This window comes from Geodermatophilus sp. DSM 45219 (assembly GCF_900104025.1).
In the GTDB taxonomy this organism is placed as follows: domain Bacteria; phylum Actinomycetota; class Actinomycetes; order Mycobacteriales; family Geodermatophilaceae; genus Geodermatophilus.
Genome location: NZ_FNIQ01000002.1, coordinates 209343 through 230577, shown reverse-complemented (window position 1 = coordinate 230577; position 21235 = coordinate 209343). Strand labels below are relative to the sequence as shown.

20 protein-coding genes are annotated in these 21235 nt (G+C 75.0%); 12 read left to right on the top strand and 8 right to left on the bottom strand.

Annotation, left to right across the window (positions count from 1 at the left end; all coding sequences use genetic code 11):
- Nucleotides 1-7: 7 nt before the first annotated feature.
- Complete coding sequence (locus tag BLR12_RS06085) at nucleotides 8-811, top strand: SDR family oxidoreductase (protein ID WP_091374948.1); 804 nt, start codon at nucleotides 8-10, stop codon at nucleotides 809-811.
- A gap of 36 nt (nucleotides 812-847) precedes the next feature.
- Here BLR12_RS06085 and BLR12_RS06080 read toward each other — a convergent pair whose 3' ends face one another.
- A complete protein-coding gene (locus BLR12_RS06080; RefSeq protein ID WP_091374946.1) occupies nucleotides 848-1417 on the bottom strand; it encodes a class I SAM-dependent methyltransferase in 570 nt (189 codons plus the stop codon).
- Nucleotides 1418-1509: 92 nt separating this feature from the next.
- Entirely contained in the window at nucleotides 1510-1752 is a 243-nt protein-coding gene (locus BLR12_RS06075) for a DUF5703 family protein (RefSeq protein WP_091374945.1), read from the bottom strand.
- An 83-nt stretch (nucleotides 1753-1835) separates the two neighbouring features.
- Between BLR12_RS06075 and BLR12_RS06070 the strand changes: the two genes are divergently transcribed.
- Nucleotides 1836-2102, top strand: a complete 267-nt coding sequence (locus tag BLR12_RS06070) for a hypothetical protein (RefSeq protein WP_091374942.1) — start codon at nucleotides 1836-1838, stop codon at nucleotides 2100-2102.
- 43 nt (nucleotides 2103-2145) lie between these two features.
- Here BLR12_RS06070 and BLR12_RS06065 read toward each other — a convergent pair whose 3' ends face one another.
- A complete protein-coding gene (locus tag BLR12_RS06065) occupies nucleotides 2146-3750 on the bottom strand; it encodes an alpha/beta hydrolase (protein WP_091374939.1) in 1605 nt (534 codons plus the stop codon).
- Nucleotides 3751-3949: 199 nt separating this feature from the next.
- Here BLR12_RS06065 and BLR12_RS06060 point away from each other — a divergent pair, with 199 nt between their 5' ends.
- A complete protein-coding gene (locus tag BLR12_RS06060; protein ID WP_091374936.1) occupies nucleotides 3950-4699 on the top strand; it encodes a DUF2470 domain-containing protein in 750 nt (249 codons plus the stop codon).
- Nucleotides 4700-4732: 33 nt separating this feature from the next.
- Here BLR12_RS06060 and BLR12_RS06055 read toward each other — a convergent pair whose 3' ends face one another.
- Nucleotides 4733-6679, bottom strand: coding sequence for an AAA family ATPase (locus BLR12_RS06055; RefSeq protein ID WP_091374935.1), 1947 nt, complete (start codon nucleotides 6677-6679; stop codon nucleotides 4733-4735).
- Nucleotides 6676-7656, bottom strand: a complete 981-nt coding sequence (locus tag BLR12_RS06050; protein ID WP_091374932.1) for an aldo/keto reductase — start codon at nucleotides 7654-7656, stop codon at nucleotides 6676-6678. Before BLR12_RS06050 ends, BLR12_RS06055 begins: the two co-directional genes overlap by 4 nt.
- A gap of 168 nt (nucleotides 7657-7824) precedes the next feature.
- Between BLR12_RS06050 and BLR12_RS06045 the strand changes: the two genes are divergently transcribed.
- The gene (locus BLR12_RS06045) at nucleotides 7825-8658 is read left to right on the top strand and encodes an undecaprenyl-diphosphate phosphatase (RefSeq protein WP_091374928.1); all 834 of its coding nucleotides are present in this window, start codon (nucleotides 7825-7827) and stop codon (nucleotides 8656-8658) included.
- A 101-nt stretch (nucleotides 8659-8759) separates the two neighbouring features.
- Here BLR12_RS06045 and BLR12_RS06040 read toward each other — a convergent pair whose 3' ends face one another.
- The gene (locus BLR12_RS06040) at nucleotides 8760-9608 is read right to left on the bottom strand and encodes an alpha/beta fold hydrolase (protein ID WP_218120558.1); all 849 of its coding nucleotides are present in this window, start codon (nucleotides 9606-9608) and stop codon (nucleotides 8760-8762) included.
- Nucleotides 9609-9660: 52 nt separating this feature from the next.
- On the opposite strand from BLR12_RS06040, the gene BLR12_RS06035 reads away from it, so the two are divergent.
- The 5 genes from BLR12_RS06035 (at nucleotide 9661) to BLR12_RS06015 (ending at nucleotide 13093) form a co-directional block, all read left to right on the top strand.
- The gene (locus tag BLR12_RS06035) at nucleotides 9661-10134 is read left to right on the top strand and encodes a MarR family winged helix-turn-helix transcriptional regulator (protein ID WP_091374926.1); all 474 of its coding nucleotides are present in this window, start codon (nucleotides 9661-9663) and stop codon (nucleotides 10132-10134) included.
- Between the two features lie 173 nt (nucleotides 10135-10307).
- A complete protein-coding gene (locus tag BLR12_RS06030) occupies nucleotides 10308-11009 on the top strand; it encodes a histidine phosphatase family protein (RefSeq protein WP_091374923.1) in 702 nt (233 codons plus the stop codon).
- 49 nt (nucleotides 11010-11058) lie between these two features.
- Complete coding sequence (locus BLR12_RS06025) at nucleotides 11059-11610, top strand: DUF3090 family protein (protein WP_091374920.1); 552 nt, start codon at nucleotides 11059-11061, stop codon at nucleotides 11608-11610.
- Between the two features lie 34 nt (nucleotides 11611-11644).
- The gene (locus tag BLR12_RS06020; RefSeq protein WP_091374917.1) at nucleotides 11645-12400 is read left to right on the top strand and encodes an SCO1664 family protein; all 756 of its coding nucleotides are present in this window, start codon (nucleotides 11645-11647) and stop codon (nucleotides 12398-12400) included.
- Between the two features lie 306 nt (nucleotides 12401-12706).
- Complete coding sequence (locus BLR12_RS06015) at nucleotides 12707-13093, top strand: VOC family protein (protein WP_091374914.1); 387 nt, start codon at nucleotides 12707-12709, stop codon at nucleotides 13091-13093.
- Between the two features lie 45 nt (nucleotides 13094-13138).
- Here the strand turns inward: BLR12_RS06015 and BLR12_RS06010 are convergent, their stop codons facing one another.
- Nucleotides 13139-13855, bottom strand: a complete 717-nt coding sequence (locus BLR12_RS06010) for a maleylpyruvate isomerase family mycothiol-dependent enzyme (RefSeq protein ID WP_091374910.1) — start codon at nucleotides 13853-13855, stop codon at nucleotides 13139-13141.
- Nucleotides 13856-13942: 87 nt separating this feature from the next.
- Between BLR12_RS06010 and mshC the strand changes: the two genes are divergently transcribed.
- Nucleotides 13943-15214, top strand: a complete 1272-nt coding sequence (gene mshC, locus BLR12_RS06005) for a cysteine--1-D-myo-inosityl 2-amino-2-deoxy-alpha-D-glucopyranoside ligase (RefSeq protein ID WP_091374907.1) — start codon at nucleotides 13943-13945, stop codon at nucleotides 15212-15214.
- Nucleotides 15214-16242 carry an HD domain-containing protein gene (locus tag BLR12_RS06000; RefSeq protein ID WP_091374905.1) on the top strand — a complete coding sequence of 343 codons (1029 nt, stop codon included), beginning with the start codon at nucleotides 15214-15216 and terminating at the stop codon, nucleotides 16240-16242. Before mshC ends, BLR12_RS06000 begins: the two co-directional genes overlap by 1 nt.
- 181 nt (nucleotides 16243-16423) lie before the next feature.
- Here BLR12_RS06000 and BLR12_RS05995 read toward each other — a convergent pair whose 3' ends face one another.
- Nucleotides 16424-17287, bottom strand: a complete 864-nt coding sequence (locus BLR12_RS05995) for a PAC2 family protein (RefSeq protein WP_091374902.1) — start codon at nucleotides 17285-17287, stop codon at nucleotides 16424-16426.
- A gap of 114 nt (nucleotides 17288-17401) precedes the next feature.
- Between BLR12_RS05995 and metH the strand changes: the two genes are divergently transcribed.
- Nucleotides 17402-21211 carry a methionine synthase gene (metH, locus tag BLR12_RS05990; protein WP_091374899.1) on the top strand — a complete coding sequence of 1270 codons (3810 nt, stop codon included), beginning with the start codon at nucleotides 17402-17404 and terminating at the stop codon, nucleotides 21209-21211.
- Nucleotides 21212-21235: the final 24 nt, after the last annotated feature.

Below are 21235 nucleotides of genomic sequence, written 5' to 3'. Positions count from 1 at the left end.
TGCTCGGGTGACCGACAGCACACCGCGTCCCGGTTCCGTCGCACTGATCACCGGGGGGGCCGGCGGCTTCGGCCGCGCCCTCGCCGCGAAGCTCGCCGAGCGGGAGGTCACCGTCGTCCTCGCCGACCTCGACGGCGAGCGGGCCCGCGCCACCGCCGCCGACCTCGGGGCGCACTTCGAGCCGCTCGACGTCACCGACCGCGCCGCCAACGCCGCGCTGGTCGAGCGGATCGAGGCGCAGCACGGGCGGCTGGACGCCGCCTACCTCAACGCCGGCATCTCCGCGGCCACGAGCGACGACGAGCTCGACCTCGACGAGTTCCTGCACGTGGTGGACGTCGACCTGTTCGGCGTGGTCTACGGCGCGGTGGCGGCCCGCCCGGCGATCCGGCGGGCCGGGGGCGGCGCGATCGTCGTCACCGCGTCGCTGGCCGGCCTCTCGCCGATGGCCACCGACCCGGGCTACAGCGTGGCCAAGGGCGGGGCGATCGCGTTCGTTCGGTCGATGGCCCCGCGGCTGGCCCGCGAGGGGACGACGATCACCGCCGTCTGCCCGGGGTTCGCCGACACCGCGATCATCGACCGGATCCGCGACCAGTTCACGCAGGCCGGCTTCCCGGTGCTGTCCGCCGAGGAGGTCGCCGACGCGATGGTCATGGCCTGGGCGTCGGGGGAGCCGGGCGCGGCCTACGTCGTCCAGCCCGGCGTCGGCACCGTGCCCTACCGGTTCAAGGGCGTGCCCAGCGCGCGGACCGAAGGAGGCGAGACCGCCGTCGTCCCGGAGGCGCTGCGGCCGCCGTCGATGCGCTGAGCCGACCGACGTGCCGGGCCGTTCGACGTGCCGGCGTCAGGACGCGTCGGCGCGGCAGACGAAGATGAACGCCGGCGGCACGTTCCACGGCGTGATCGTCTGCTGCACCGACGGGAAGCGGCGGCGCAGCTCGCCCAGGATGAACGGTGAGTACTGCAGCACGAGGAGCACCCCGCCGGGTGCGAGGGCGACCGGCAGCAGGTCCAGGACTCGGCGGCGCAGGCCGGCGTCGAACGAGGTGTAGGGGAGCACGGAGACCAGCACGTCGGCCCGCTTGCCGCCCAGGTGGGCGTCGAGGTTCTCCGCGGAGTCGCAGACGACGGTCAGCCGCGGGTCGTCGTAGCGCTCCTCGAGCAGCTTGGCCAGGTCCGGGTCGATCTCCAGCGACACCAGCCGCGCGCCGGGGGCGAGCCGGTTGAGGATCTCGCCGGTCTGCACCCCGGTGCCGGCGCCCAGCTCCACCACCAGTTCCGCGCGGCGGACGTCGGCCAGGTCCAGCATGGCCCGGACCGCCCAGCGCGAGGTGGGCAGGATGGCCCCGACCTGCCGTGGGTTGGCCAGGAAGGCGCGCAGGAACCGGAACCGGTCGGTCAGGGTCTCTCTCATGCCGCCCTCCCACGGGCCGCCGGGGGGCTCCGGCGGTCCCTGCGACCCTGCCACGGGCGCCGGTGATCAGCGACCGCAAGCCGGGGCGGCGGTCAGATGTGCGGCTTGGGCAGGTAGGACAGCCGGGCCCGGCGGCGCAGGACCACCTTGCGCGTGCCGTCGGCGTGCAGCTGCAGCCGGGCCAGTTCCCAGCCGCCGGTGTCCGCCTGCAGGCTCAGCATGGTCGCCGCCGCGGACCGGGACGTGCCCGGTGGGATCCGCAGCGGCGCGAACTCGTACTCCCCGGCGACCGCCTCCATCCGCCCGATTGTGCCCTCCGGGTGCCCGGCGGTCATGTGAGCGTCCCCTCGGGACTGCCCACCGGGGCCCGGTTCGGCAGGATGGGGGCGGCCCCATCCCCGACGAGACGGAGGACGACGTGACCGCTCCCGGCAACGACGTGCCCGACGCCGACCGCGCCGAGCAGCAGGCCCCGCTCGACCCGCCGGTGGTCGCCCTCGCCGGCGACGCCACCCCGCCCGCGGAGGACGTGCCCGAGGCCGACGCCCTGGAGCAGCAGCTGTCCGCGCGCCCGGGGGAGGCCGGCAGCCCGCTGCGCCCCGTCGGCGACCGGGAGGCCGACCCCGCCGACGTCCTCGAGCAGGAGGCCGTCGTCCCGGTCGACGAGGACGACGCCCCGCTGTAGGCGCCGACGGGCCCGCCGGCAGCCGGCCGGCGGGCCTGGCATCTCAGCGGCCGATCGGCCGGCCGAGCCGCTGAGTCGCGGTGGAGGCCTCGACCGGCACCGGCTCGCCCGCCACGAAGGGGACCTCCTGCTGGCAGACGGTGCCCTCGGCGGGCAGCAGGCCGTCGATCAGGTAGGTGCCGGCGGCGGCGTCGATGCAGGCGGAGTTCCCGCCGTAGGCGGTGTGGCCGTCACCCTCCATCGTGAGCAGCCGCGCGTTGCCCAGGTCCGCCACCAGTCGCACCGCCCCGGAGTACGGCGTGGCCGGGTCGTAGGTGGTGCCGATGACCAGCGGGGTCGGCGAGGTCTCCGGCACGTCGAAGGGACCGGCGAAGGCGTCCTCGTCGTGTGCCGGCCACAGCGCGTAGGCGATCTCGGCGTACCCGCTGTTGGACCAGAAGTGCGGGAAGGACGCCCACGACTCCGCGCCGCGGTCGAGGTAGACGTCCAGATCTCCCTGCGGGTAGCGCTGCTCGGACGCGCCGATGGTGAAGTAGAGATCCGCGCCGGGGTCGTCCGTGTAGACGAACTGGTCGAGGACCGCGCGGATCGTCGAGCCCTCACCGGCGGCGGCCTCGGCCAGGAGGAGGCCGAGGAGACCCCACGACTGCTTGGAGTAGAGCAGGGGCACCGTGACGGTCCGGATGTCGTCGGCGGTCACCGGGCGCGGGTCGGGTGTGTAGGCGTCGGCCTGGATCGGCGCTGTCTCGGCCGCGGCCAGCAGCTGGTCGTAGGCCAGGTAGGGGTCGGCCCCACCGAAGCCCGAGCAGGCCACCTGGTCGACCGCGCAGGCCTCGGTGAACCGTGCCAGCGCGGTCTCGAGGGCCGCGGTCTGCGTGGCGATGCTGCTGAACGGGTCGTTGATGTACTCGTCGGCATCGAGCGCGCCGTCGAGGACCATCGCCCGGTAGCGATCGGGGAAGAGGCTGGCGTACGTGGCGCCCAGGAAGGTCCCGTAGGAGAAGCCGATGTAGTTGAGCCGCTCCTCGCCCAGGGCCGCGCGCAGCACGTCCATGTCCCGGGCGACGTTGGCGGTCGAGACGTGCTCGAGGATCTCCCCGTTGTTCGCGAGGCAGGCGTCGACGTAGCCCTGCACCTTGGCGAGGTAGGCGTCGACGTCGATGTCCAGGGGGGTGGGCACCGGAACCGAGTAGATGCCTTGCGTCTCCTGGTCGACCTGGCAGTCGATGGCCGGCGTGCTCTGCCCGACGCCACGGGGGTCGAAGCCCACGATGTCGAACCGCTGGTTGAGCGAGGCGAAGACGCCGGCGCCGGCGGCCTGCAGGTAGTCGACGGCCGGGCCGCCCGGCCCACCGAAGTTGAAGAACAGCGAGCCGATCCGCTTCGCCGGGTCGGCGGCCGGGATCCGCGCGACGGCGACCTGCACCCGCTCGCCGCCCGGCTCGTCGTAGTCCATCGGCAGGTCGGCGGTCGCGCACTCCACCCCCACGGCCTCCTCGCTCAGCCCGCAGGCGGCCCAGGCCAGCGGCGCTGCGAGGGTGGGAGGCGGCTCGCCGGCGCGGTCCTGCGCTCCCGCGACCGGTGTCCCGGCCCCGAGGACCAGGACGGTCAGCGTGCTGACGACGGCGACACGGCGGCAGGCGTTCACGGTGGCTCCTGCGGGGAACGGGGCCGGTCGGCGCCCGGGGTGGGCCATGCAACACCCCTGGCCACGACCAGGACAAGGCCCCCGGACGGGACCCTTCCGTATCGCTACGGCGCGTCGTGCACGGTGCGCAGCGACGCTTCCGTCGGACGACAAGTGTGGTTAGGCTCGCCTAACTCGCCGCCGACCCCGAGGGAGCCCCGTGACGACGAGCCCCGCAGCACCCGCCCTCCGGGCCGAGCCCGCCGAGCGCGCCCGCACCGTGGCCGGCCGCACGTCGGCCGCGCTGTGCGTGCGCGGGCTCGACGCCGGCCGCCCGCTGGCCCACGCCACGACCGGCACGGGGACGACGTACGTGCTGGTGCCCACCGGCGGCGAGGTCGACGCCGCGCTGGCGGGCTGCGACGACCTCACCGCGGTCCTGATGGTCAGCGACCGGGCGCCGGTGCCGCTGCGCGACCCGGTGCGCGCCCAGCTGTGGCTGTCCGGCTGGCTCACCCCGGTGCACCCGGCCGCGCGCCGCGGCGCGGCGCTGGCCTTCGCCGAGATCCGGCCGGTGGGGCCGCTGCTCGACGTGGGGGACGGCGCCACGCTGCTGCGCCTCGACGTCGCCGAGGTGGTGCTGCGGGAGGGGGACCGCTGCACCGAGGTCGGCCCGCAGGCCTTCGCCGCCGCCCGGCCCGACCCGCTGGCCGGCGTCGAGGCCCGCATGCTGCAGCACCTGGACCGCGACCACCCCGAAGTGCTCGAGCTGCTGGGCAGCCGCATCCCGCCGGTTGAGCTCGGCCCGCGCGACGTCGTCCGCCCGCTGGGCCTGGACCGGTTCGGCTACCGGCTGCGCATCGAGCGCCCGGCCGGCCGGCGCGACCTCCGGGTGCCCTTCCCACGGCCGCTCACCTGCGCGGGCCAGCTGCAGGCGGCCACCCGCCAGCTCCTCTGCGCCGCCCGCTGACCCGGTGCCATTATCGCGATAAAGGCACCGCCGTCAGCCGGCGTTGTCCGCCAGCAGCTGCGCCAGCCGGGTACGCCGCGGCCGGACGTCGACCTGGCGCACCGCGCGGGCCAGCGCCGCGCCGGAGGCGTGCACGATCGACAGGTGCCGCTGCGCGCGGGTGAGCGCGGTGTAGACCAGCGGCCGCGACAGCATCCCGCCGGCCTCCGGCGGCAGGACGACGACCACGCCGGGCCACTCCGAGCCCTGCGCGCGGTGCACGGTGATCGCCCAGCCGTGCCGCAGGTCGCTCATCGCCGACCCGCTGACCGTCACCGGCCCGGAGGCGAAGTCGACGTCCAGGGTGCCGTCGCCGGTGCCGGTGACCACGCCGACCTCGCCGTTGGCGAACCCGGTGGGCTCGAGATCGAGGTGGTTGGCGGTGGCCACCACGCGATCGCCGACGTCGAAGCCCCACACGGTGCCCTCGCCGGGGTTCAGCTCCGCCTTGAGCGCCTTGTTCAGCTCGATCGTGCCGGCCGGGCCGCGGTGCACCGGCGTCACCACCTGCACCGTGGCCGGGTCGATCCCCAGTGCCCGCGGGATCGAGTCGGTGACCAGCTGCACCACCCGCCTGGAGGCCTCCGCGCTCCCGCCGGCCGGGACGACGACGACCTCGCGGTCGGGGGAGTCCACCGGCGGCAGGTCCCCGGCCCGGACGGCGTTGGCCAGCCGGGCGATCGCGCCGCCCTCGGCCTGCCGGTAGAGCGTGGTCAGCTCGGTGACCGGGACGGCCCGCGAGTCGATGAGGTCGCCGAGCACGTGCCCGGGGCCGATCGAGGGCAGCTGCGCGGGGTCGCCGACCAGCAGCAGGTGGGTGCCGTCGGGGCAGGCCTCCAGCAGCGCCGCGGTGAGCTCGACGTCGAGCATCGAGGCCTCGTCGACCACCACGACGTCGGCATCGAGGGGCCACTCCTCGTTGCGGGCGAACCCGCCGGAGGTGCCCTGCGCGCCGAGCAGCCGGTGCACGGTGACCGCCGGGTGGTCGGTCAGCTCCTCCAGCCGCTTGGCCGCCCGGCCGGTGGGGGCGGCCAGCGCCACCTCGGTGCCCTTGGCCTGCAGCAGCTCCACGACGGCGGCGACGGTGCGGCTCTTGCCGGTGCCCGGCCCGCCGGTCAGCAGCGAGACGCCGGCGCCCAGCACCTGCGCGACCGCCTGCTTCTGCGCGTCGTCCAGGCCCTTGGCCACCGAGCGGACGGCGGCGGGGTCGGCGATCCGCTCGGCGGTGGCGGCCAGCCGGGCGACGTTCTCCGCCACCGCCTCCTCGGCCATCCCGTAGCGGGCCAGGGAGAGCGTCCGCAGCGCCGGGTCGGGTTCTGGCAGCTCCTCGACGTCGGCGTCCTCGTCGTACTCCGGCTCCGGCGGCTCGTGCTCGAGCACCTCGCCGGACTCGACGGCCGCGACGACCGCCGCGGCCGGGTCGGCGACCCCCTCGGCGCGCAGCGCGGCGACCACCAGGTCGGCCGGCAGCACGGTGTGCCCGTCGCGGGTCGCCGTCCGCAGGGTCTGGGCGACGATCGCCCGCCCGCGCCGGGTGTCCTGCCGATCGGCACCGGGCAGGACGGCGATGGCGAGCCGGTCGGCGTCGGCGAGGGTGACCCCGGTCAGGCCGAGCAGCGCCCACGGGTCGTCGCGCAGCCGGCGGGCGGCGTCGTTGCCCAGGGCGTCGGCGGCGGACGAGGCGAGCTTGGCCTCCAGACCGGCGCCGACCAGCAGCGCCACCACCTCGTAGGTGGGCGCGGCCGACAGGAAGCTGGAGAACAGCCGCTCGGCGCGCTGCCGGCCCACGCGGGGCAGCTTCTGCAGCCGGTCGGCGGTGACGTCGTCGGAGGAGGTGATCCCGGCGGCGGGCAGCTCGGCCGCGGCCCGCTTGCCCAGCCCCGGCCACAGGCCCGCGGCGCAGAAGGCGGCGAAGACCGGGTCGGTCGTCGAGGTCGTCACCGGTCGTACCGCCGCTCCGGGTAGCCGAAGTAGGGCGCCGAGACGTCCTCGAGCGCGGTGCGGATCGCCGCCGGCAACCGCACCGCCTCGGCGTCCAGCGAGGACTGCAGTTGCTGCGCCGTCCGCGCCCCGACCACCGGCGCGGTCACGCCGGGCCGGTCGCGCACCCAGGCCAGCGCCACGGCCAGCGGCGTGGTGCCCAGTCCCTCGGCCGCGGTGACCACCGCCTCGACGATCCGGTCCGCCGTCGCCGAGCGCAGCCCGTCGATGAAGCCCTGCCACTGCGGGGACGCGCCGCGGGACTCCGCCGGCGGGCCCTGCCGGTACTTGCCGGTGAGCAGCCCGCGGCCCAGCGGTGACCAGGCCAGCACGCCCAGCCCCAGCGCCTCCGCGGCCGGCACCACCTCGCGCTCGACGCCGCGCTGCAGCAGCGAGTACTCGACCTGGGTGCTGACCAGCGGCACCCGGCCGGGCCAGGCGCGCTGCCAGGTCACCGCGTGCGCGGTCTGCCAGCCGGTGAAGTTGCTCACCCCCACGTAGCGGACCCGCCCGGAGGAGACGGCGGCGTCGCAGGCGGCGAGGGTCTCCTCCAGCGGCGTCGTCTCGTCCCAGGCGTGCAGCTGCCACAGGTCGACGTGGTCCAGCCCCAGCCGGTCGAGCGAGGCGTCCAGCGCGGCCAGCAGGTGCCCGCGGGAGCCGCCGCGGCCCATCGGCCCGGGCCCGGTGCGCCCGACGGCCTTGGTGGCGACCAGCACGTCGGCACGGGGGACGACGTCGGACAGCAGCCGGCCCAGGGTGCGCTCGCTGTCGCCGTCGCAGTAGACGTCGGCGGTGTCGACCAGCGTGCCCCCGGCGTCGACGAACGCGGTGAGCTGCATCGCGGCCTCGTCCTCGTCGGTGTCCCGGCCCCAGGTCATGGTGCCCAGGGCCAGCCGCGAGACGACCAGGCCGCTGCGGCCGAGCGCGCGTTGTTCCACGAGGGGCCAACCTACCGGCGGCCGGGGACGGCGGCCGGTGACCGCGGGCGTCCCTGCGTGCCGCGCCCGGAGCCCCCGGGGCGCCGCTCTAGGGTGGCCTCCCGTGCTCCACGGATCGCCCCGCGCCACCCCGTCCACCACTCCGGGTCGAGCGGGGTACCCCGGGCGATGAGCTGGATCGAGGCCGTCGTCCTGGGGCTGGTGCAGGGCCTGACGGAGTTCCTGCCCATCTCCTCCAGCGCGCACCTGCGGGTGGTGGGGGAGGCCTTCGGCTGGGGCGACCCGGGCGCGGCGTTCACCGCGATCACCCAGATCGGCACCGAGGCCGCGGTGCTGCTCTACTTCCGCCGCGACATCGGCCGGATCGTCAGCGCCTGGGTCCGCTCGCTGGGCAACCGCGCACTGCGCGGCGACCCCGACGCCCGGATGGGCTGGCTGATCATCGCCGGCACCCTGCCGATCGGGATCCTGGGCCTGCTGTTCCAGGACCGGATCGAGACCACCTTCCGCGACCTGCGGGTCGTCGCGATCGCCCTGGTGGCGTTCTCGCTGGTCCTCTACTGGGCCGATCGGGTGGGCCGGAAGAAGCGGGAGCTGGACCAGCTGACCGTCGGGCACGGCATCGCCTTCGGGTTCGCCCAGGCGATGGCGCTGGTCCCCGGCGTCTCCCGCTCCGGCGGCACGATCACCATGGGCCTGTTCCTCGGCTACTCGCGGGCCGCCGCGGCGCGGTACTCGTTCCTGCTCGCCGTCCCCGCCGTGCTGGCCTCGGGGTTCTTCCAGGTGTACGAGTCGCTGACCGGCGACGTCGCGGGGGAGACCATTTCCTGGGGCCCGACGATCCTGGCCACGGTGCTCGCCTTCGGCGTGGGCCTGGTCGTGATCGCCTGGCTGCTGCGCTACCTGGACCGCGGCAGCTTCACGCCGTTCGTCGTCTACCGCGTGGTGCTGGGCCTGCTGGTGCTCGCCCTCGTCGGCGCGGGGGTGCTCGCCCCGCAGTGACGCCGGCTGGTGGAGGAGTCCCCCCGCTCCACGAGTTGATCATGGAGCTGTTGCGGGCAGACGCGCTCGGCTCGGCGTGTCCTCCGGCAACGACCCCATGATCAACGCGGCGGCGGGGTGCTGCGGACGACGTGGTCGCCGACCGCCGCCGCGATCTCCCCGGCGTCCAGCAGCGGCACGGTGTGGTGGGTGGCCTCCGGGAGCACCCCGACAGTGGCGTGCGGCAGCAGGGAGCGTGCGCTGCGGGCCACCCGGGAGGGGTCGTGCGCCCGGCTGCGCCCGGCGACGAGCACGAGGGTCGGCGTGGTCAGCCGGGCCAGCCGTGCCCGGGCAGGGCGGCGCGTCGGGACGATGGGCGTGGCGTCGAACTCCGTCGAGCCCCGGACGGCGACCTCCAGCCAGGCCGGGTCGAGCGCGCGTCCCCGGGTCTCCCAGGCGAGGAACCGCCGCACGCGGGCCGGCGTGGGGCGCACCAGGTGCGGCGCGGCGTGCAGCAGGTAGCGCGGGCTGAAGCCGGCGAAGCAGGCCGTGGGGTCCAGCAGCGCGACGGAGGCGACGGTCCCGGGCCGCTCGAGCGCGCAGGCCAGCGCCAGGTGGCCGCCGGCCGAGTGGCCCACCAGGTGCACCGGCCCCGCGTCGAGCGCCTCGACCAGCTCGGCCAGCCACGCGGTCTGGTCCGCCGTCGTCCGGAAGGGGCGGCTGCTGGTGCTCCGGCCCGGGCTGCCGGGCTGGTCGGGGGCCAGCACCCGGAACCGGCCGGCGAGCTCCCGGGCCACCTCCGCCCAGACGGTCGCCGTCGCGCCGCCGCCGTGCAGCGCCACGACCGGGACGGCTCCGGCCGGACCGGCCGCCAGCACGGAGGTGCGTCCCCAGGACGTCGGGACGTCGCGGGACGCGGTGCCGGCCGGCCAGCGCGCCGCCGCGGCGGCGTAGCTCTCGTCGAACGTCACGCCCAACAGGTAACTCGATGGTCTAGCTACTTGGCAAGCTAGGATCCGGTCCGTGACGGAGGAGAGGCAGGCGCCGGCCACCGTGCACCGGCTGCGCGCCCTGACCCTGCTGCTCGACGCGGCGGGTGCGGACTTCGCCGCGCGCCACGGGCTCACCGCCACGGACGTGCGGGCGCTGGTGTGCCTGCTGGACCGGGAGCGGGCCGGCGTCCCGGCCAGCCCCACCTGGCTGGCCGGGGAGCTGCGGCTGACCACCGCCTCGGTCACCGCGCTGCTCGACCGGCTGGAGCGGGCCGGGCACGTCCGCCGCGCGCCGCGGACCGACGACCGCCGCCGGGTCGACGTCACCGTGCAGGACTCGGCCAAGGCCCTGGGCTGGGCCTTCTTCGGCCCGCTCTTCGACGCAGCGGCCGCCGTGCTCGACCGCCGCAGTGCCGCCGAGCGGGCGGTGATCGACGCCTTCCTCGACGACATGGTGGCCGCCGTCCAGGCGGTGGACTCCTCCGGTACCGGCGGGCAGGGCTGAGGTCGGCCCTCACCGGGCCCGCGCCGAGCGTGGTGACGTGCTGGAACGGCGACCCTTCAGGGTCCCGCGCCGAGCGTGCGAGGCGTGGGGGGAAGGAGGAAGGACCCCGTCCTCCCCACCCTTCGCAGGCTCAGGGCGGGGCCCGGGACGGGGCCACCCTAGGCTCGGTCGTCGTGACCACCGTTCTCCTCCTGCGGCACGGCCGGACGACGGCCAACGCCGGCGGCGTCCTGGCCGGCTGGACCCCCGGCGTGCAGCTCGACGAGACCGGCGCCGGGCAGGCGCGGGCGGTGGGGGAGCGGCTGGCGCCGGTGCCGCTGGCCGCGGTCGTGAGCAGCCCGCTGGAGCGCTGCCAGCAGACCGCCGGCGCCGTCCTCGGCGGGCGGGACCTGGAGCTCGCCACCGACGACCGGCTCGGCGAGGCCCGCTACGGCGACTGGACGAACCGGCCGCTCAAGGAGCTGGTCAAGGAGCCGCTGTGGAAGGTCGTGCAGCAGCACCCCTCCGCCGCGGTGTTCCCCGGCCCGGAGGGGGAGGGCCTGGCGCAGACCCAGGCCCGCGCGGTCGCCGCCGTCCGCGAGTGGAACGCCCGCCTGGGCCCCGACGCCGTCTGGCTGGCCTGCAGCCACGGCGACGTCATCAAGGCGGTCCTGGCCGACGCCCTCGGCCTGCACCTGGACCAGTTCCAGCGCATCGTCGTCGACCCCGCCTCGGTGTCGGTGGTCACCTACACCGAGACCCGGCCGTTCGTGGTGCGGGTCAACGACACCGGCGGGGACGTCGCCGCGCTGATCCCGCCGAAGAAGAAGGGCCGGCGGCGCCGCAAGGCCGACTCCGACGCCGTCGTCGGGGGCGGCGCGGGCGCGACCGCCTGACCTCGCCCGTCGGGCACGCCCACCCGGCCCGCCCGCGTAACCTGGGCCCGTGCCGCGCCAGCTCCACCTCTTCGACCGCCCGTCCCGGTTCGTCGCCGGGACGGTGGGCCAGCCCGGCGACCGCACCTTCTACCTGCAGGCCGCCGACTCCTCCGGCCGCGTGGTGAGCGTGGCGCTGGAGAAGGCCCAGGTGCAGGTGCTGGCCGACCGGATGAACGAGCTGCTCGACGAGGTCGCCACCCGCCCGGGCGCCGTCGTCCCGCCCGACGCCGAGGTCGACGACCTCGAGCCGCTGACCGCCCCGGTCGACGAGGAGTTCCGGGTCGCGGCGATGGGCCTGGCGTGGGACGGCGAGGCGCAGGCCGTCGTCGTCGAGGCGGTCGCCGCCGGAGAGGAGCCGGTGGAGGAGGACGTGATCCTCTCCGACGCCGACGAGGGCCCCGACGCGCTGCGGGTGACGATCACCCCCGCCGCCGCCCGGGCGTTCGTCGTCCGGGCCCGCCGGGTCGTGGCCGCCGGCCGGCCGTCCTGCCCGCTGTGCTCGCTCCCGCTGGACCCTGCCGGGCACGTGTGCCCGCGGCAGAACGGGTACCGCCGCTGAGCCGGGGTGGGTCGGGCCCGATGAGACCGCCCCGATGACCGAGCGCCCCGCCGAGCCCTCCGCCGACCTGCGCGCGCCGGCCGACGACGCCGAGGCCCGCGCCCTGCTGCTCGACGGCGAGATCGACCTCGAGGGCCGGATGCTCGACGCCAGCAACGTCACGCTGGTCGGGTTCGTGCGCACCGGTGAGCTCGAGGCGGAGTGCGTCTACAAGCCGGTCGCCGGCGAACGCCCGCTCTGGGACTTCCCCGACGGCACCCTCGCCGGGCGCGAGGTGTCCGCGGCGCTGGTCAGCGAGGCCACCGGCTGGCGCGTCGTCCCGCCGACCGTGCTGCGCGACGGGCCCTTCGGCCCCGGCATGGTGCAGCTGTGGGTGGACGGCGACCCCGGGGTCGACCTGGCCGCCTTCGTCCGCTCCGACCACCCCGGGCTGCGCCGCATGGCCGTCTTCGACGCGGTGGTGAACAACGCCGACCGCAAGGGCGGGCACATCATCCCGACGCCCGACGGGCACGTGTACGGCGTCGACCACGGCATCTGCTTCTCCGTCGACCCCAAGCTGCGCACCCTGCTGTGGCGCTGGGCGGGGCAGCCGCTGCCGGCCGAGGCGCTCGAGGTGCTGGAGCGGCTCACCGGGGACCTGCTCGGCGACCTCGGGGAGCAGCTGCACGAGCACCTGACCCGGCGCGAGGTGCGGCGGACCCAGCAGCGGGTCGCCGAGCTGCTGCGCACCGGCCGGCACCCGCAGCCCAGCGGCGACTGGCCCGCGCTGCCCTGGCCGCCCTTCTGAGCTGCGCCGATCTCGCGCCCTACCGTGCGGCCGTCGACGGTGTCGCGGGCAGGCGGCACAGCATCGCGCTGATCCCCACCGACCCGAGCGCGCGACCGTAGAGCTGGCGCATCTGCCCGAGGACATCGGCCTGCTGCACCCGCTCCACGATCAGCCCGTCGGCGATCCGGACCCGCTCTCTGCGGCGGTGCGGGACGGCAGGGTCGACTCCATGGCTGCCGACCCTGGAGGCGCCGGGCGCCGCGGGCGCAGTTCTCTGCCAGGCTGCTCCTCCCGTCCCGCCGTCCCCACCCGGGAGGAGCGCACGTGCCCCACCGCAGCCGCCTCGCCATCCTGCTGATGGACCTGCCACCGGAGCTGCACGACGCCGGGCGCCGGTTCTGGTCGGCCGCGACGGGGCACCCCGTCGAGCCGGACCCGATCGAGGAGCACTGGTCCTCGCTGGGCTCCTTCGCCGACGGCTTCCACCTCGAGGTCCAGCGCACCGGGCACGGGACGCCGGCTCGCTGGCACGTCGACGTGGAGACCGACGACGTGGGTGCCGAGGTCGCCCGGCTGGTCGCGCTCGGGGCCACGCCGATCGAGGACATGGGCGGCTATTGGCAGATGAAGGACCCCGCCGGGCAGGTGTTCTGCGTCGTCGGTGTGCAGACCGGCGAGCAGTTCGAGCGGTACGCCACCACCTGGCCCTGAGCCCGCGAGGTGCCTGTCGCGTGCGAAAGGCACCGGGGGGCGGCGCTACTCCAGCTCGACCAGGCCGATCATCGCGGCCGCCTGGAGGCCGTCGCCGTCCACGGTGAGCACCTCCAGCGGCACCCGCCGCCAGACGGCCAGCAGCAGGTCGCCGGCCGTGCCGGTCAGCCGGGCCACCGGCACCGGGCGCGAGCCGGGGAAGAGCACCCGCTCGGCCCCGGCGTCCACGGCGTGCAGGACGACGGGGTGCGCGGCCTCCGGCGGCCCCTGCGGGAGCGCGCCGGGCACCATCACCTCGAGCCACTCGTCCAGACCGTCCAGGCCGACGTCGGGCGGGATCGGCCGGAGGTCCCCGAGCACCTGCTCGACGTCGGCGGTGTGCACGACCGCCTCCATGGCCTGGCGGCGCAGCACGAAGGCGACGTCCTGCCGCGGCGCCCACGTCCACACCCGCTCGGCCGGGTCGGCCCCGGCCAGCACCGTCTCCAGCTCCGCGGACTGCGCCAGCCCGAAGCCCAGCAGCTCGTCGTCCGGACGCCGGACCGGCGGGGCGTAGGCGCCGGGGTCGGTCGCCCGGGTGCGCGCGACCCACGCCCAGAAGTGCTGCACCTCGGCCAGGTGCCAGACCAGGTCGGCCAGCGTCCACCCGGGGCAGCCGGGCACCGGCGCCGTCCAGCCGCGGGCGAGCACCGCCTCGGCGGCGACGTCCGCGAAGCGCGCGTCGGTGTCCTGCAGCACCTGCAGGTGCTCGTCGAGCTGCACGGTTCCTCCCCGCGTGGGCGGTGTGGCGGTCCACCGACAGGATGAGGGCCGGCCGGGCGCCTGGATACCCGCCTCTAGGCTCGGTGCGTGCTCGCCTGGCCCGCCCCGCTCCTCCCGACCCTCCCGGGCCCAGGTCCGGTCCTCAAGGTGCACGACACCGCGCGCCGCGAGGTCGTCGCCACCTCACCCGGCACCACGGCGCGGATGTACGTCTGCGGCATCACCCCCTACGACGCCACGCACCTGGGCCACGCCGCGACCTACCTGGCCTTCGACCTGGTCAACCGGGTGTGGCGGGACGCCGGCCACGCCGTCCACTACGTGCAGAACGTCACCGACATCGACGACCCGCTGCTCGAGCGCGCCGAGCGGGACGGCGAGGACTGGGTGGTGCTCGGCATGCGGGAGACCGCGCTGTTCCGCGAGGACATGACCGCGCTGCGGGTGCTGCCGCCCGACGACTACGTCGGCGCGGTGGAGTCGGTGCCGCGGATCGTCGCCCACGTCGAGGCGCTGCTCGACGAGGGGCTGGCCTACGTGCTGGACGACGGCACCGGCGACGTCTACCACGACGTCGCGCAGGCCCCCGGCTTCGGCACCGAGTCCGGCTACGACGAGGCCACCATGCTGCGGTTCTCCGCCGAGCGCGGCGGCGACCCCGACCGACCCGGCAAGCGCAACCGGCTGGACCCGATGCTGTGGCGCGGCCGCCGGGAGGGCGAGCCGTCCTGGCCCGGGCCGCGGGGCATCGCCGGCCGCCCCGGCTGGCACGTCGAGTGCGCCACGATCGCGCTGGAGACGATCGGGATGGGCTTCGACGTGCAGGGCGGCGGCAGCGACCTGGTCTTCCCGCACCACGAGTTCTCCGCCGTGCACGCCGAGGCGCTGACGGCCACCAAGCCCTTCGCCCGGGCCTACGTGCACGCGGCGATGATCGGCCTGGACGGTGAGAAGATGAGCAAGAGCCGCGGCAACCTGGTCTTCGTGTCCAAGCTGCGCGGCGAGGGCGTGGACCCGATGGCGATCCGCCTGGCCCTGCTGGCCGGCCACTACCGCACCGACCGCGCCTGGACGCCCGATCTGCTGGCCACCGCCGAGCAGCGGCTGGGCACCTGGCGGCGCGCGGTCGCCCGCGACGCCGGCGCCCCGGCCGCCCCGGTCCTGCAGGGCCTGCGCGAGCGGCTCTCCGACGACCTGGACAGCCCGGGCGCCATCGCGCTGGTCGACGACTGGGCGCGGCGCACGCTGGCCGCCGGGCCGGGCGGGGAGCTCGACGACGACGCCCCGACGGTGGTGGCCGACGCCGTCGACGCGCTGCTCGGCGTGGCCCTCGACGGCCCGGCGCCCCGGTCGCGCTGATGGGGGCGGAGGGCTTCCGCCTGGTCGACCGGGCGGCCCGGGAGCGCGCGGAGGAGGTCCTCGCCCCGGCCGCCACCCGGTCGACGGGGACCCGCGGCCGCGCCGTCCCCGAGGCCGAGGACGCCCTGCGCACCGCCTTCGAGCGCGACCGCGACCGGATCCTGCACGCCAAGGCCTTCCGCCGGCTCAAGCACAAGACGCAGGTCTTCCTCAACCCCGACGGCGACCACTTCGTCACCCGGCTGACCCACACGCTGCAGGTGACCCAGGTCGCCCGCTCCCTGGCCCGCGCGCTGGGCCTGAACGAGACCCTCGCCGAGGCGATCGCCCTGGGCCACGACCTCGGCCACTCGCCGTTCGGCCACATCGGCGAGGACGCGCTGGAGCCCTACGTGCCCGGCGGCTGGCACCACGCGGCGCAGGGGGTGCGCATCGTCGAGGTGCTCGAGCACCTCAACCTCACCTGGGAGGTCCGCGACGGCATCCGGGCGCACAGCTGGAAGATCACCCCGCCGCCCACCACCCGCGAGGCGGAGTGCGTGCGCTACGCCGACCGGATCGGCTACCTGTCCCACGACGCGCTGGACGCCGTCCGCGCCGGGGTGCTGCAGGTCGGCGACCTCCCGGCCCGCGCGCGCGCCGTCTTCGGCGACCCGGGCAGCTCGATGGTCGGCGCGATGATCGACGCCGTCGTCGCCGGCTCTCTGGCCGACGGGGCAGTGGTGGTCATGGCGCCCGAACCGCTGGAGGCCATGCACGAGCTGCGGGCCTTCATGTTCCAGCGGGTGTACGCCTCGGAGACCGCCGCCGGGCAGAAGCAGCTCGCCATCGACGTCACCCGCCGGCTGGTCGACCACCACCTGGCCCACCCCGGGCTGATCCCGGCGACCTACCGCGACACCTCGGCCGACCCGGTCACCCAGGTCGTCGACTACGTGTCGGGGATGACCGATCGGTACGCGCTGTCCACGCACGACCGGCTCTTCGGCGCCGACGCCACCGCGCGCATGCGCCCGCTGCTCCGGTAGCGACGCCCCGCGTCGCCGCCCTGGCCCCGCTTAATCGCCCGACTTCCGTTATCCCCAACTTAACGCGCGAGATCGGCGACGTCGTGGTCATCGCGCGCTGATCACCACGAGACCACCGATCTCGCCACGGGGCGGCGTGCGGCCCCGTCCCGGGCTCGCGAGGGGAGGACGGGGTCCCCCATCAGTTGGGGGAGGAGCCCCGGCGGCGCAGGTAGCGCTCGAACTCGCGGGCGATCTGGTCGCCGTTGGCCTCGGACAGGTCGCTCTCGGTGGCCCGCTCCTCGAGCGAGCGCACGTACTCGACGACCTCGGCGTCCTCGTTGGCCATCTCGTCGACGGTGGTCACCCACTCCTCGGCCTGCTGCGGCAGCGCGCCGAGCGGCACGGCGATCTCGAGCACCTCCTCGACCCGCTGCAGCAGGGCGACCGTCGCCCGCGGGGACGGGGGCTGGGAGACGTAGTGCGGGACGGCGGCCCAGAAGCTGATCGCCGGCAGCCCGGCCTGCACGCAGGCGTCCTGGAAGACCCCGAGGATGCCGGTGGGCCCCTCGTAGCGCGAGGTCTCCAGGCCCCACTTCTCGGCGGACTCCGCGTCGTAGGCCGAACCCGAGACCGGCGTGGGCCGGGTGTGCGGGGTGTCGGCGAGCAGCGCGCCGAGGCCGACGACGGTGTGCGCGTCGAGCTCCTGGCACAGCTCGATGAGCTCCTGGCAGAAGCCGCGCCAGCGCATGTTGGGCTCGATGCCGCGGATCAGGACGACGTCGCGGCCGGAGCCCGGCGGCCGGGCGACCGAGATCCGCGTGGTGGGCCACTCGATGCGGCGGCTGACCCCACCGATCAGGGAGACGGTGGGCCGGTTGACCTGGAAGTCGTAGTAGTCCTCGGGGTCCAGGGCGGCGAGCGGGGTGGCGTCCCAGATGAGCTCGAGGTGCTCGAGTGCCCCGGTGGCGGCGTCCCCGGCGTCGTTCCAGCCCTCGAAGGCGACGACCACGACCGGGTCGTCGAGCCGGGGCAGGTCCTCAGGGGTTGACTTCGGGTCGATCACCCCTGCGAGCCTACGTCGAACGGAACCCCCGGCCGCGGCACTCGGCCCGGACGGCGCCCCGGACTCCCTCACCGGAGCGAGGTCGGCCCCCTCTGCGGCCGCTACCCTGGGCCGGTGCCGTCCCGCAGCGTGTCGCCCGCCCTCCGCCCGGACGCGACCGCCGAGCTCACGGCCGTGCTCGGCCAGCGGATCCTGGTGCTCGACGGCGCGATGGGGACGGCGATCCAGCGCGACCGGCCCGACGAGGCGGGCTACCGCGGCGAGCGCTTCGCCGACTGGCCCAGCGACGTGCAGGGCAACAACGACCTGCTGAGCATCACCCAGCCGGCGCTCATCGCGGGCATCCACCGCGAGTACCTCGAGGCCGGCGCGGACCTCATCGAGACCAACACCTTCAACGCCACGGCGATCTCGCTGCGCGACTACGGCATGTCCGACCTCGCCTACGAGATCAACGTGGCCTCGGCGCGGCTGGCCCGCGCCGAGGCCGACGCGATGACCGAGCGGACGCCGCACCGCCCGCGCTACGTCGTCGGCGCGCTGGGCCCCACCAGCCGGACGGCGTCGATCTCCCCGGACGTCAACGACCCCGGCGCCCGCAACGTCGGCTACGACGAGCTGGTCGAGGCCTACCTCGAGCAGGCCGACGGGCTGGTGGACGGCGGCGCCGACGTCCTGCTCATCGAGACGATCTTCGACACGCTGAACGCCAAGGCGGCGGTCTTCGCGCTCGAGACGCTGTTCGAGCAGCGCGGCCGGCGCTGGCCGGTGATGGTCTCCGGCACCATCACCGACGCGTCCGGCCGCACGCTGTCCGGACAGGTCACCGAGGCGTTCTGGTACTCGATCCGGCACGTGCGCCCGCTGCTGGTCGGGCTGAACTGCGCACTGGGCGCCGGGGAGATGCGGCCCTACCTCGCCGAGCTGGCGCGGGTCGCCGACACCCACGTCTCCTGCTACCCGAACGCCGGCCTGCCCAACGCCTTCGGCGAGTACGACGAGTCGCCCGAGGAGACCGCGGCCGTGCTCGCCGAGTTCGCCGACGCCGGCTTCGTCAACCTGGTCGGCGGCTGCTGCGGGACGACGCCGGCGCACATCGCCGCGATCGCCGCGGCCGTCGAGGGCCGGGCCCCGCGCACGCCGCCCCGGGCGCGCCCGGCGCTGCGGCTGTCCGGCCTGGAGCCGCTGGTCGTCGACGAGGACTCGCTGTTCGTCAACGTCGGCGAGCGGACCAACATCACCGGCTCGGCCCGCTTCCGCAACCTCATCCGCGCCGGCGACTACCCGACGGCCCTCGCCGTCGCCCGCCAGCAGGTGGAGGCCGGCGCCCAGGTCATCGACGTCAACATGGACGAGGGGATGATCGACGGCGTCGAGGCGATGGACCGCTTCCTCAAGCTGGTCGCCGCCGAGCCCGACATCTGCCGCGTGCCGGTGATGGTCGACTCCTCCAAGTGGGAGGTCATCGAGGCCGGCCTCAAGTGCGTGCAGGGCAAGTCGATCGTCAACTCCATCTCCCTCAAGGCGGGGGAGGAGGAGTTCGTCCAGCAGGCGCGGCTGTGCCGCAAGCACGGCGCGGCGGTCGTCGTCATGGCCTTCGACGAGCAGGGCCAGGCCGACTCGCTGCAGCGGCGCCAGGAGATCTGCCGGCGGGCCTACGACATCCTCGTCGAGCAGGTCGGGTTCCCGGCCGAGGACGTCATCTTCGACCCCAACGTCTTCGCCGTCGCCACGGGCATCGAGGAGCACGCGAACTACGGGCTGGATTTCATCGAGGCCACCCGCTGGATCAAGGAGAACCTGCCCGGCGCGCTGGTGTCGGGCGGCGTGTCGAACGTGTCGTTCTCCTTCCGCGGCAACAACCGCGTGCGCGAGGCCATCCACGCGGTGTTCCTGTACCACGCGGTCACTGCCGGCATGGACATGGGCATCGTCAACGCCGGGGCCCTGGAGGTCTACGACGAGGTGCCCGAGCGGCTGCGCGAGCGGATCGAGGACGTCGTCCTCAACCGCCGCCCCGACGCCACCGAGCGGCTGCTGGAGATCGCCGGCGAGTACGCCGCCAGTGGCGCCCAGCAGGAGGTCGCCTCCGAGGAGTGGCGGGCGCTGCCGGTCGGGGAGCGCATCACCCACGCCCTGGTGAAGGGCATCGACGAGTTCGTCGAGGCCGACACCGAGGAGCTGCGGGCGCAGATCGCCGAGCGCGGCGGCCGGCCGATCGAGGTGATCGAGGGCCCGCTCATGAGCGGGATGAACGTCGTCGGCGACCTGTTCGGCGCCGGGAAGATGTTCCTGCCGCAGGTGGTCAAGTCCGCCCGCGTGATGAAGAAGGCCGTCGCCCACCTCATCCCGTTCATCGAGGCGGAGAAGCAGCCCGGGGACGTCGAGCGCAGCAACGGCAAGGTCGTGATGGCCACCGTGAAGGGCGACGTCCACGACATCGGCAAGAACATCGTCGGCGTCGTCCTGCAGTGCAACAACTACGACGTCGTCGACCTCGGCGTCATGGTGCCGGCGCAGAAGGTCCTGGACGCCGCCAAGGCCGAGGGCGCCGACGTCATCGGCCTGTCCGGGCTGATCACCCCGTCGCTGGACGAGATGAGCAACCTGGCCGCCGAGATGGAGCGGCAGGGCTTCGACATCCCGCTGCTCATCGGCGGGGCGACGACCTCGCGCGCGCACACCGCGGTCAAGGTGGCCCCGCGCTACCACGGCCCGGTGATCTGGGTGAAGGACGCCTCCCGCTCGGTGCCGGTCGTGGCCGCGCTGCTGAGCAACGAGCAGCGGCCCAGGCTGCTGGCCGACGTGCAGACCGAGTACGCCGGGCTCCGCGAGCGGCACGAGGCCCGCCGGGACACCCGCGCGCTGCTGCCGCTGGACGACGCCCGCGCCGCGGCGCTGCCGGTCGACTGGAGCGACTACCTGCCGCCGCGGCCGCGGATGCTGCTGCAGCAGGCCCGGGACGTGTGCTCGGGCGCCGACTGCGACCACCTGCACGGGCGGGCCACCCAGTTCACGAGGGTGTTCGAGGACTACCCGCTGGAAGAGCTGCGCCCGTACGTCGACTGGCAGCCGTTCTTCAACGCCTGGGAGATGCGCGGCCGGTTCCCCGACATCCTGCACAACCCGGCGACCGGCGAGGCCGCGCGGCGGCTGTACGAGGACGCGCAGGCGATGCTCGACCGGATCGTCGGCGAGAAGTGGCTCACGGCGAACGGCGTGTTCGGGCTGTTCCCGGCCAACCGGGTGGACGGCGAGGACATCGAGGTCTACACCGACGAGTCGCGCACCGCCGTCCGGACGACGCTGCACCAGCTGCGCCAGCAGACCCAGGGCCGCGACGGCTCGCCGCGCAAGTCGCTGGCGGACTTCGTGGCGCCCCGGGAGACCGGGCTGCGCGACTACGTGGGCGCGTTCGCCGTCACCGCGGGCCTCGGCTCGGCCGAGCGGGTCGCGGCGTTCAAGGCCGCCCACGACGACTACAACGCGATCCTGCTCGAGGCGCTGGCCGACCGGCTGGCCGAGGCGTTCGCCGAGCGGCTGCACGAGCGGGTGCGCCGGGAGTTCTGGGGCTACGCCGTCGACGAGCACCTGGACAACGACGCGCTGATCGCCGAGAAGTACACCGGCATCCGCCCGGCGCCGGGCTACCCGGCATGCCCGGAGCACACCGAGAAGCAGACCATCTGGGAGCTGCTCGACGTCGAGGCGACCACCGGCATCACGCTCACCGAGAGCATGGCCATGTGGCCCGGCGCCGCGGTGAGCGGGCTGTACTTCGCCCACCCGCGGTCGCGGTACTTCGTGCTCGGCCGCGTCGGCCGCGACCAGGTCGAGGACTACGCCCGGCGCAAGGGCTGGACGCTCGCCGAGGCCGAGCGGTGGCTGTCCCCGAACCTCGGGTATCGCACCGACGACGAGTGAAGTAGGAGGACCCCCGAAAGGACT